General features: G+C 64.5%; 9 protein-coding genes. 6 read left to right on the forward strand and 3 right to left on the reverse strand.

The window, feature by feature from the left end; translation table 11 throughout:
- Positions 1 to 73: 73 nt before the first annotated feature.
- Positions 74 to 1,183 (reverse strand): M48 family metallopeptidase, encoded by a 1,110-nt coding sequence (locus tag IVA80_RS19915; RefSeq protein WP_247434009.1) that lies wholly within the window; start codon positions 1,181 to 1,183, stop codon positions 74 to 76.
- Between the two features lie 3 nt (positions 1,184 to 1,186).
- Positions 1,187 to 2,332 (reverse strand): YjgN family protein, encoded by a 1,146-nt coding sequence (locus tag IVA80_RS19920; RefSeq protein ID WP_247434012.1) that lies wholly within the window; start codon positions 2,330 to 2,332, stop codon positions 1,187 to 1,189.
- A 301-nt stretch (positions 2,333 to 2,633) separates the two neighbouring features.
- On the opposite strand from IVA80_RS19920, the gene IVA80_RS19925 reads away from it, so the two are divergent.
- A complete protein-coding gene (locus IVA80_RS19925) occupies positions 2,634 to 3,899 on the forward strand; it encodes a cytochrome P450 (RefSeq protein ID WP_247434015.1) in 1,266 nt (421 codons plus the stop codon).
- Between the two features lie 227 nt (positions 3,900 to 4,126).
- A complete protein-coding gene (locus IVA80_RS19930) occupies positions 4,127 to 5,401 on the forward strand; it encodes a cytochrome P450 (RefSeq protein WP_247434017.1) in 1,275 nt (424 codons plus the stop codon).
- 239 nt (positions 5,402 to 5,640) lie between these two features.
- Here the strand turns inward: IVA80_RS19930 and IVA80_RS19935 are convergent, their stop codons facing one another.
- Positions 5,641 to 6,561 carry a LysR substrate-binding domain-containing protein gene (locus IVA80_RS19935; protein ID WP_247434022.1) on the reverse strand — a complete coding sequence of 307 codons (921 nt, stop codon included), beginning with the start codon at positions 6,559 to 6,561 and terminating at the stop codon, positions 5,641 to 5,643.
- A 125-nt stretch (positions 6,562 to 6,686) separates the two neighbouring features.
- Here IVA80_RS19935 and IVA80_RS19940 point away from each other — a divergent pair, with 125 nt between their 5' ends.
- The 4 genes from IVA80_RS19940 (at position 6,687) to mdlC (ending at position 11,642) form a co-directional block, all read left to right on the forward strand.
- Positions 6,687 to 7,868, forward strand: a complete 1,182-nt coding sequence (locus tag IVA80_RS19940) for an acyl-CoA dehydrogenase family protein (protein WP_247434027.1) — start codon at positions 6,687 to 6,689, stop codon at positions 7,866 to 7,868.
- A gap of 9 nt (positions 7,869 to 7,877) precedes the next feature.
- Complete coding sequence (locus tag IVA80_RS19945; RefSeq protein ID WP_247434029.1) at positions 7,878 to 8,981, forward strand: CaiB/BaiF CoA-transferase family protein; 1,104 nt, start codon at positions 7,878 to 7,880, stop codon at positions 8,979 to 8,981.
- Between the two features lie 14 nt (positions 8,982 to 8,995).
- Positions 8,996 to 9,850: a MaoC family dehydratase N-terminal domain-containing protein gene (locus tag IVA80_RS19950; RefSeq protein ID WP_247434032.1), complete on the forward strand. Its 855-nt coding sequence runs from the start codon at positions 8,996 to 8,998 to the stop codon at positions 9,848 to 9,850.
- 169 nt (positions 9,851 to 10,019) lie between these two features.
- Positions 10,020 to 11,642 carry a benzoylformate decarboxylase gene (mdlC, locus tag IVA80_RS19955; protein WP_247434035.1) on the forward strand — a complete coding sequence of 541 codons (1,623 nt, stop codon included), beginning with the start codon at positions 10,020 to 10,022 and terminating at the stop codon, positions 11,640 to 11,642.
- Positions 11,643 to 11,824 lie beyond the last annotated feature (182 nt).

Genomic DNA, 11,824 nt, shown 5'->3' on the forward strand with positions numbered 1-11,824 from the left:
ATCCGACCTCTCCCTGCGGGAGAGGTGATTCGAGCTCTGGGCTCGCAGCGATGCAACCAAGACTCATCGTGCTTTAGATCTTACCGCTGCCGCAAATCCCCTTCAGGGCCTGCCATTCTGCATCCGTCAGCAGTGGCGGGCCGCTTGCCGGACGATCCTCCTTGGTCATGCGCGCGAGGCGGTCCTCGGTGAGCGGGTGGCTGGCGAGAATGGTGAAGCCGGAGCCGCCTTCCCTGCCGGTGATGCGGAACATCAACTCGGCCGCGGGTTTTGGCGAACGGCCGAGCGCGTGCATGATCTCGATCGCAAACGTGTCGGCGCCGGTCTCGGCCTCGCGTGAATAGGAGGCCTCGACCACGCTGCGCGAGGCAAAGATCACGGCGCTCGAGCCGGTGACGTCGCCGAACAACAGGCCGATCAGGAACGAGGTGCCGCCGTTATAGATGAGCCCGCGCATGTTGTCGTGATGCTTGAGATGGCCGAGCTCGTGGGCGGGGATGCCGGCGAGTTCGTCCGGGCTTTCAGCCTTGTCGAGCAGGCCCTTCATCACAAAGACCTTGCCGCCCGGCAGCGCAAACGCGTTCGGCACCGAGGTCGGCAGCACGCCCGCCGTCATGGTATCGTCATCGAGGCCGGCGGCGTCGCGCAGGCGGTTGACGAGCTTGGTGAAGGCGGCCTTCCCCGCCGGATCTTCGCACACGCTGCGGCCGAAGATGGTCTTCACCTGGACCTCGGCGGCATCGCCGATGCGCCGTTCGACCGGCTTCGGCACCAGCGGCGCAAGACGATCGGCGGCGAGCGGCACGCCGAACAGGACCACGCAGACGATGGAGACGGCGGCAGCCACCGACCAGCCGACGATCTTGGCGACACCGCGGCGCGTGGTCTGGTGCTCGTCGAGACCTGGGCAATGCGCGGTCACCTCGGCCGCCAGCGCGACCTCGCGGATCTCGAGCCGCGCCAGCGGCGGCGCGGACATGCAGGCGAGCCGCAAGATGCCGGCCGGGCTGTCGGCGCGGCGGATGTCTGCATAGGCCCAGCGAACGGGCGTTCCGCCCTCCTCGCCGATCTCGAGCGCATCACCGAGCCTCAGCATCACCTGCCGCCTGCGGCTCGACACGCCGTCGAAGAAGACCGTCCGCTTTGCGGACTGCGCCGGAGCCTCGGTGGACACATCACTCACAGCTCAAAATCCCGCGACATCGAGTCCGTCGGCAAAACCTTCGCCGAGCGCGCTGGCAAGCTCGCCACTGCCGCGCACATCCGCCGCGGCCGCGATATTGTGCACCTCGAGCGTTTCCAGCACCGTCACCCAGATGTCGTGCTGGAGATACATGCGCATGACGACATTCAACGCGAGTGCCAGGGCGAAATAGCCGATCACCATCATGGATAAAAGAGGAATACTCCGTGCGATTGCATCGGGTCCGACGATGGACACGCCTGCCGCAGCGACCAGTCCGGCAGCACCGGCGACGTAAAGCCCGAACAGCACGCTGAGCAGCAGCCACCAGCCGATCGCTTTCCAGTACAGCCCGTGGAACGCGTTGGTCGGCAAATTGGAGGACAGGCTCACGCCGCCGATGCGGATGCCGTCGAGCCACCAGCGCCACTCGCGCGCCTTGAACTGGGCATAGAAGAACGGCGCGAGCGGGAAGATGATCAGCGCGATCGGGCTGAGGAGCCACAGCCACCAGCCGCGCTTGAAGAACGTCCAGCCGTCGGCTTCGAAGTCGCCGCGCAAACCGCCGAAATGGGTGTGCTGCATCTTGTAGCGTTCGAGCGAGGCCTCGCGCCAGGGCAGCGCCAGGCCGAGAGTGAGAAACACCAGCAAGCCCCACAGCATGGCGCGGACCGAATAGGCCGAGCCCGATCCGTCCATCCAGCAGCGGACGCCGCGCCAGACCGTGCGGGTCAGGCGATAGCGCCGCGCGCGAAAAATCGCGAACTGGCCGAAGGCGTAGAAGCTGATGAACAGCGGCGTCGAGGCAAACCCCTGCCAGCGTTCGAACTCGATGCCGACCAGGAAATAGGCGAGATAGATCGGCACCAGGATCGCGAGCGCGAACAGGAAGCCGATCAGCAGTTCCTTAGCCCGGCCGGTATATTCAACGGCATCGCCGTCGATCGCGGTGTTCGACCACAAATGACGGCGGATGTCGGTCACCAGCCAGAACCGGTAGAAGCCGAAGGTGACGAGCTCGAGCATCGCCCCCTCGGTGACCAACTTGCGGAACTCGCTGCGGTCGCCGGAGAAATCGACGCGCGCGGGCGGCAGCGGCGGCGGGATCGGTTGGGGCGGGCCGATGGGAGCCCATTGCAAATCGTTCACGGCGGCAACCTTCGGGTGCGGACCTGGTTCGATCAAACTATAGATCAGAGATTGGTCGATCCCCAAGATGACCGGGTTCGATTTTACTCAGGTTCGGCCGATTTCTCACACCATTGCCGGTCAAACCACGTGCGGGAGATCACGCTGACACATCTGCGTGACGGCCGTTCAATCCTCTCGCAAAGGTTGGATGTGGCAAAACTCGCCCTTGCTCCGGCGCAGACAACGGGCTGTAATTGCAAGTCAAATACCGCAGCGCAGAATTCAACGAGAACGCGCGGTTCATGTCAGGGAGAAGGTCATGCACGGGACCATCGAAAGCGCGGCAAAGCTCGACGCATTGCGCGCACGCGCCACGTCGCTGCCGCTGGAGCAGTTCGATCCAGGCGATCCTGAATTGTTCAGGACCGATACGTTCTGGCCCTATTTCGATCGCCTGCGCCGCGAAGATCCCGTGCACTATTGCAAGGACTCGATGTTCGGACCGTACTGGTCGGTGACCCGATATAACGACATCATGGAGATCGAGACCAACCATTCGGTGTTCTCCTCGGCCTCCTCGCTCGGCGGCATCACCATCCGCGATATCGATCCGGATTTGCGCCGTGAGAGCTTCATCTCGATGGATCCGCCGCGCCATGCGGCCCAGCGCAAGACTGTGGCGCCGATGTTCACCCCGACGCATCTGGACAATCTCGCCCTCAGCATCCGCGAGCGCTCCGCCGAATGCCTCGACAATCTGCCCCGCGGCGAAGTATTCGACTGGGTCGACCGCGTCTCGATCGAGCTCACCACGCAGATGCTCGCGGTGCTGTTCGATTTTCCCTGGGAGGATCGCCGCAAGCTGACGCGCTGGTCGGACATCGCCACCACCATTCCCGGCCCCGACGGCCTTGTCGCCACCGAAGACGAGCGGCAGGCCGAGCTGACCGAATGCGCCGGCTATTTTGCGCGGCTGTGGAAGGAGCGCATCGAGCAGCCGCCGAAGAGCGACCTGCTCTCCATGATGGCGCATGGCGCCGCGACGCGCGACATGGATGCGAAAAACTTCCTTGGCAATCTCATCCTTTTGATCGTCGGCGGCAACGACACCACCCGCAATACCATGTCGGGTTCGATCTACGCACTGAGCCAGCATCCGGAGCAGTATCGTAAGCTGCGCGAAAATCCCGGCCTGCTCGACAGCTTCGTGCCGGAGGTAATCCGCTGGCAGACGCCGCTGGCGCATATGCGCCGCACCGCACTTGCCGACTTCGAGTTCCGGGGCAAGCAGATCAAGAAGGGTGACAAGGTCGTGATGTGGTACGTCTCGGGCAATCGCGACGCCGACGCGATCGAAAAGCCCTACGATTTCATCATCGACCGCGCCCGCCCGCGCACGCATCTCTCCTTCGGCTTCGGCATCCACCGCTGCGTGGGCTTGCGGCTTGCCGAACTCCAGCTCAAGATCATCTGGGAAGAGGTCCTGAAGCGCTTCGACCATATCGATGTCGTCGGCGAACCCAAGCGCGTCTATTCGAGTTTCGTGAAGGGACTTGAAACCTTGCCGGTGAAGATTACGGCGTGAGTTCGAGCTACATCCACGAGGATAATGCGCCCCCTCTCCCGCTTGCGGGGGAGGGCTGGGGTGGGGGTATCTCCGCGGGCGAGAACCCCCAAGAGGAACGAGCCCTCACCCGGCGCTACGCCATAGCCGAGGCTTGGCCTCGGCGTCATTAAGGAGACGGCCGCCAGAGGCGGCCTATGCCTCTCCCGCAAGCGGGAGAGGCTAGAAAACCAACTGGAGCCACCACCATGAACATGCAAGCGTCGGTTAAAGTGGACAAGGCCGAACGCATGCGCAGGGCCCGCGAGGAGGCCTATGCGACGCCGCTGGCGCAATTCCACCCCGGTGCGCCCAGGCTGTTCCAGGACGACACTTTGTGGCCGTGGTTCGAGCGGTTGCGCAAGGAAGAGCCGGTGCATTACTGCACCAACGCGCCGATCGACCCGTACTGGTCGGTGGTGAAATACGACGACATCATGCATGTCGACACCAATCACGGCCTCTACTCGTCGGACTCCACGCTCGGCGGCATCTCGATCCGCGACGTGCCGGAAGGTTATGATTGGCCGAGCTTCATCGCGATGGACCAGCCGCGTCATTCGTCGCAGCGCAAGACGGTGTCGCCGATGTTCACGCCAGCGCATCTGGACGAGCTGGCCAAGCTGATCCGCCAGCGCTCGCAGACCGTGCTCGACAACCTGCCGCGCAACGAGACCTTCAACTTCGTCGAGCGCGTCTCGATCGAGCTGACGACGCAGATGCTGGCGACCCTGTTCGATTTTCCCTGGGAGGAACGGCGCAAGCTGACGCGCTGGTCGGATGTCTCCACAGCGCTGCCCAAGAGCGGCATCGTTGCGTCGGCCGAAGAGCGCCGCCGCGAGATGGACGAGTGCTACGCCTACATGTCCAAGCTGTGGAACGAGCGCGTCAATTCTGAGCCGCGCAACGATCTGCTGTCGCTGATGGCGCATAACGATGCTACGCGCTTCATGGACCCCGACAATCTCATGGGCAACATCATCCTGCTCATCGTCGGCGGCAACGACACCACGCGCAACACCATGAGCGGCTCGGTGCTGGCGCTGAACGAGAACCCGGAGCAGTACGAGATGCTGCGGAAGAATCCGGCGCTGATCGATTCCATGGTGCCCGAGGTGATCCGCTGGCAGACACCGCTCGCCCATATGCGGCGCACCGCGCTCCAGGACACCGAGCTTGGCGGCAAGCAGATCAAGAAGGGCGACCGAGTCGTGATGTGGTACGTCTCCGGCAACCGCGACGAGGAGAGGTTCGAGAAGCCGAACGACTTCATCATCGACCGCCCGCGGCCGCGCACGCACCTCTCCTTCGGCTTCGGCATCCACCGCTGCGTCGGCATGCGCCTCGCCGAGCTCCAGCTCAAGATCATCTGGGAGGAGATGCTGAAGCGCTTCGACCGCATCGAGGTGGTCGGCGAGCCGAAGCGGATCTATTCGAGCTTCATCAAGGGATATGAGTCGCTGCCGGTGCGGATTCCGGGGTAGGCGGCTACGCCGTCATTGCGGCGCGTTCAACTCTATCCCCTCACCCTGAGGAGCCTGCGAAGCGGGCGTCTCGAAGGGCGAGGCCGAGAGCGGGGCCTGCATCCTTGACGCGCGCAAGGGCGCGCTCCTCAGGATGAGGATGAACACCTCTCGCGCGGATATAAAATTCCGGCATGACAGCTCGCACAACATGCGATGGGTCGCACACGGCCTTCTGTCCTAAACCGCACTGAAAGCATCTAGCTCAACTTGATGTCCCACACCCCTTCCTTGCGGCAGGCGGCGACCTCCTCGCGCAAAAGCGCCGTAATGGCCAGCGACGCCGTCGACGCCGGACGGTCGATCGGAGAAGCGAAAATGAGCTCGCGCGTCATCGGCTTCGAAACGACCGCGGTTTCCAGCCGCCCGTCCGCGACCTCGCCGAGGACCGACGAGGGCGGCAGCAGCGCGAAGCCGAGGCCTTCCTCGACCAGACTCGTGAGCACGCGGAACGAATCCGCCTCGAGTTGCACATTGAGCTTGATCTTGCGCTGGGCCGCCGCGTGCTCGATCAGGGCGCGGAGGCCGTGGGAATGACTGGGCAGCACCAGCCGCTGCCGCAGCAACCAGCCTATCTCGATGCTCTTCTTGCGCGCGAGACCGCAGCCGCGCGGACCGACCGCAACGATGTTGTCGCATCCAAGGCTCTCGACGTTGAGATGCAGATCGGCCGAACGGCCGTAAAGGATCGCGAGATCCATCTCGCCGCGATGCAGCCATTCGACCAGATGGCCGCTGTAGCTCTCGACGATGCGCAGCGAAATGCCGGGAAACTTTTCGACGCAGCGCCGCGCGAAGCGCGCCGACAGCACGCAGCTCACGGTCGGAACCAGGCCGAGCACGACCTGGCCGGAGGGCGGCCCCTGGACCGACTGGATGTCGTCGCGGATCTGGTCGATCTGCCGCACGATGCCGGAGGTCCGCGCCAGCAAGAGACGGCCTGCGTCGGTCAGCACCATGCCGCGGCCGTTGCGCGTGAACAGCTCGACGCGCAGCTCGTGTTCCAGCAGCTTGATCTGCCGGCTGAGCGCCGGCTGCGCCACCCGCAACGTATCGGACGCCTTGGAGAGGCTGCCGAGCTCCGCCACGCAACTGAAGGTCCTGAGCTGACGGAAATCCATGCTTGCCAATCCTGGAAGGCTACTCCATACGCTATAGCAAATGAGCATAGGGGGCTGGCCTTGTTTTCACAACGCCAGGGGATTGGCCGGCGTTATCTTAACCGCCGCATCCAATGGAAAACGCCATGAGCCAAGAGAAGCACGAAGAACACCACACCGAAGATCACGCCGACATCCGCGAAGCCGTCGCCAAGCTCTGCGCGCAGTTTCCCGGTGAATACTGGCGCAAGCTCGATCGCGGGATGGGCTATCCCACGGCCTTCGTCGACGCATTGACGCAGGCGGGCTATCTCTCGGTACTGATCCCCGAGGAATATGGCGGCGCGGGGCTCAAGCTTTCAGCGGCTGCCGCGATCCTCGAAGAGATCCAGCGCGCTGGCTGCAACGGCGGCGGCTGCCACGCCCAGATGTATACGATGGGCACCGTGCTGCGGCACGGCAATGACGAGCAGAAGGCAAACTATCTGCCGAAGATCGCAAGCGGCGAATTGCGCCTGCAGGCCTTCGGCGTCACGGAGCCGACCAGCGGCACTGACACGACCTCGCTGAAGACCTTTGCGCGCAAGGACGGCAATGCCGGCTACATCGTCAACGGCCAGAAGATCTGGACCAGCCGTGCCGAGCATTCCGACCTGATGCTCCTGCTGGCGCGCACCACGCCGAAGGACGAGGTCAAGAAGCGCACGGATGGTCTCTCGGTCTTCATCGTCGACATGCGCGAGGCGAAAAACAACGGCCTGGAGATCCGCCCGATCCGCACCATGATGAACCACGCCACCACCGAAGTATTCTTTACCGACATGAAGGTGCCGGCGGAGAACCTGATCGGCGAGGAAGGCAAGGGTTTTCGCTACATCCTCTCCGGCATGAATGCCGAGCGCATCCTGATCGCAGCCGAATGCGTCGGCGACGCCAAATGGTTCATTGCGAAGGCCACGAACTACGCCAAGGAGCGCGCGGTGTTCGGCCGGCCGATCGGCCAAAATCAAGGCATCCAGTTTCCGATCGCTAAGGCCTACGCGTCAATGCGCGCGGCCGAGCTGATGGTGAAGGAGGCGACCCGCAAATACGAGGCCGGGCTCAATTGCGGCGCGGAGGCCAACATGGCCAAAATGCTCGCAGCGGATGCGTCCTGGGAAGCGGCCAATGCCTGCATCCAGACCCATGGCGGCTTCGGCTTCGCCGAGGAATACGACGTCGAGCGCAAATTCCGCGAGACGCGGCTCTACCAGGTGGCGCCGATCTCGACCAACCTCGTGCTCTCCTTCATCGCCGAGCATGTGCTCGGCATGCCCCGCTCGTACTGAGGCCGCACCATGGGAGCACTTGACGGGATCAGGGTGATTGCGGTCGAGCAGGCGGTCGCCGCACCGTTCTGTTCGTCGCGGCTGGCGGATGCCGGCGCGGAGGTCATCAAGATCGAACGGCCCGAGGGCGATTTCGCCCGCGGCTATGACGCGGCGGCCAGGGGCCAGAGCAGCTACTTCGTCTGGCTCAACCGCGGCAAGCAATCGGCGGTGGTCGATCTCGCCACGAAAGCAGGCTGCGGCGAGCTGGAGAGGCTGATCGCGAGCGCCGACGTGCTGATCCAGAATCTCAAGCCGGGTTCGATGGACAAGCTCGGCTTCTCGCGCGAGCGGCTGTTGAAGGACTATCCAAAGCTGATCTCCTGCACGATCACCGGCTATGGCGACGACGGTCCTTACGCCCATCGCAAGGCCTATGATCTGCTGATCCAGGCCGAGAGCGGGCTTGCCTCGATCACCGGCAATCCCGATGGCGCCTCGCGCGTCGGCATGTCCATTGTCGACGTCGCGACCGGCGCGACCGCACATGCGGCGATCCTGGAAGCGCTGATCGCGCGCGGGCGCACCGGCAAGGGCGCCGACATCCGGATCTCCATGTTCGACGTGATGGCGGATTGGTGCACCGTGCCGCTGCTCAACTCCGAGGCCGGCAATCCGCCCAAGCGCATGGGTCTCCGACATCCCTCGATCGCGCCCTATGGCGTGTTCACCTCGAAGGACGGCAAGGACATTTTGATCTCGATCCAGAGCGAGCGCGAGTGGAAGACACTCTGCGCCGAGGTGCTGGACCAGCCCGGTTTGCCGGCCGATCCGCGCGTCGCCAACATGGTCGAGCGCGTGCGCAATCGGGACTTCACCGACAAGACCGTTGCGGATGCGTTTGCCAAGATGACGCGCGACGAATTGCTGAAGCGGCTGTCCGATGCCGACATCGCGTTTGCGGAGGTCAACACCATGGCCGACCTCACCAACCATCCACATTTGCGCCGCATCGAGGTGGATACGCCGCAGGGACGTGTCAGCTATCCCGCGCCGGCGCCGATCATCATTGGTGAGACCCGCAGCTATGGCGCTGTGCCCGCGATCGGCGAACGACCCCAGTCCAAGACGTAACAGAGCGAGGCGTCATGACCGAGAAGCTCGACATCGACCATCTCAGGCAATGGATCGGCCGTAGCACGGAGGCCACCGATATCGTCACAGCGCAGCTCGTCATGGGTCTGCGCGCGACGCTGTTCCAGGAGGTCGGCGAGCCCAAGACGGGCGACGCGGCGCCGTTCACGGTACACTGGTGCCTGGCGCAGCCGGTGTTTCCGATGGCGATGCTCGGACCCGACGGCCACCCGACCCGCGGCGGCTTCCTGCCGCCGGTGCCGCTGCCACGCCGGATGTGGGCCGGCGGCGAGATCGAGTTCCTGCAGCCCTTGCGCGTCGGCGATGAATCGACCCGGACCTCGCGCATCGCCGACGTGCAGGTGAAGACCGGCTCGACGGGCACGCTGTGCTTCGTCTCGGTCGAGCACAGCATCTCCTCGCCGCGCGGCGTCGCCATCCGCGAGCGGCAGGACATCGTCTATCGCGAAATGACGACCGCACAGGCGGCTTCGGCCAAGGCCCCGCCTCCGCCGCCGAAGAAGGCGCAGCACCGCGAGACCCACGCCTCCGATCCCGTGCTGCTGTTCCGCTACTCCGCACTGACTTTCAACGGCCACCGTATCCATTACGACCGCGACTACGTCACCCAGGTCGAGGGCTATCCGGGCCTGATCTTCCACGGGCCACTCCAGGCGGCGTTCATCATCGAAATGGCCGCAAAGCTGCACGGCGGCAAGCCGCCGAGGAAGTTCACTTATCGCGGGGTGCAGCCGCTGTTCGAGGGCACGGAGTTTTCCATCAACGCCAACGAGACCGAGGCGGGCATGGAGCTGTGGACCGCGAATGCGGAGGGACAGCCGACGATGAAGGGCACCGCGGTGTGGTGAGCCACCGGTGCCTCCTCGTCATTGCGAGCGCAGCGAAGATGTAGACCCTCACCCTGAGGAGCGCGCCCTTCGCGCGCGTCTCGAAGGGCGAGGCCACCGGCGGGGCCTTCATCCTTCGAGACGCGCGAAGACGCGCTCCTCAGGATGAGGATCTGAGAGGAAACGAAAAATGGCAAAAAACGGCAAGAGCGGCGGCAGATCCGTCACCGTCAAGCAAGCAACGATCGGCCTGCTGCGCTCCCTGAGCATCGACAGGGTGTTCGGCAATCCCGGCTCAACCGAGCTGCCGTTCCTGAGCGACTGGCCCGACGACATCGACTACGTGCTGGCGCTGCAGGAAGCCTCCGCAGTCGGCATGGCCGATGGCTACGCGCAGGCGACGCGCAATGCCGGCTTCGTCAATCTGCATTCGGCCGCCGGCGTCGGCAACGCGCTCGGCAACATCTACACCGCGCATCGCAACCAGACGCCGCTCGTGATCACCGCGGGCCAGCAGGCGCGCTCGATCCTGCCCTTGCAAGCGTTCCTCTATGCCGAGCGCGCCTCGGAGTTTCCGCGGCCTTACGTCAAATACAGCGTCGAGCCGGCGCGGCCGGAGGACGTTCCGGCCGCGATCGCGCGCGCCTATTACACCGCGATGCAGCCGCCGTGCGGGCCGACCTTCGTGTCGATCCCGGTCGACGACTGGGCGCATCCGACCGCGCCGGTCGAGGCGCGCAGGGTCAGCCGCGAGATCGGGCCCGAGCCCGACGCAATGAAGGCGCTGGTCACTGCGCTCGGTGCGAGCAAGCACCCTGCCCTCGTTGTCGGCCCCGGCGTCGATCGCGCTGGGGCGGTCGACCTGATGGTGCGTGTCGCCGAGAAGGCGACGGCCAGCGTCTGGGTCAGCCCGTTCTCGGCGCGCTGCTCGTTCCCCGAACGTCATCCGCAGTTCGCCGGCTTCCTGCACGCTTCGCCGGCGCAGCTGTCCGATGCGCTGCGCGAGCACGATCTCGTCATCGTGGTCGGCGCGCCGGTGTTCACCTTCCACGTCGAGGGCCATGCCGCGATCTTCGACGGCGGCGCGACGATCTTCCAGATCACCGATGATCCGGATGCCGCTGCGGTGACGCCGGTCGGCACCAGCATCGTCGCGACGATGAAACCCGCGCTCGCCCTGCTGCTCGACCTCCTGCCGGAGAGCAAACGCGCGGCGCCAAGGGGCCGCGCGCTGCCGCCGGCGCCACAAGCTGCCGATCCGCTTCCGGTCGAATTTCTGCTGTATTCGCTGTCGCAGGCGATGCCGGACGGCGCGTCGCTCGTCGAGGAAGTCCCCTCGCACCGGCCGGCGATGCAAAAATTCATGCCGATGCGCGGCCAGGACAGCTTTTATACCATGGCGAGCGGCGGCCTCGGCTACTCGCTGCCCGCCGCGGTCGGCATGGCGCTCGGCAAGCCGAAGAGCCGCACGGTGTGCCTGATCGGCGATGGCTCGGCGATGTACTCGATCCAGGCGCTGTGGACCGCCGCGCAACGAAAACTGCCCCTGACCATCGTCGTCATCAACAATTCCGGCTACGGCGCGATGCGCTCATTCAGCCAGGTGATGCAGGTGCGAAACGTGCCCGGGCTCGAGCTGCCGGGGATCGATTTCGTGCGGCTCGCCGAAGGCATGGGGTGCCATGCAGTGCGGGTGAGCAAGGCGGCGGAACTCAGCGAGGCGCTCAAGCGGGGGATGGCGTTCGCCGGCACGAGCCTCGTCGAGGTCATCGTGGATTCGGCGGTGCCGGTGTTGTACGGGCAGAAGCATTGACGAAGGTGCGACTTCTGTAGCCTGGATGGAGCGGAGCGAAATCCGGGTTTAGGTCCGCAATCCCGATTCCCGGATTACGCTTCGAGACTGGGCAATTATTTGTTTTGTCGCCGGCTTACGCGGTCGTGTCGGAATGTTTGACGGATTTAGGCTCGGAGTGGCGCTGGGGCGGCCCGTAGCCT

The organism is Bradyrhizobium sp. 139 (assembly GCF_023074175.1).
GTDB lineage: Bacteria > Pseudomonadota > Alphaproteobacteria > Rhizobiales > Xanthobacteraceae > Bradyrhizobium.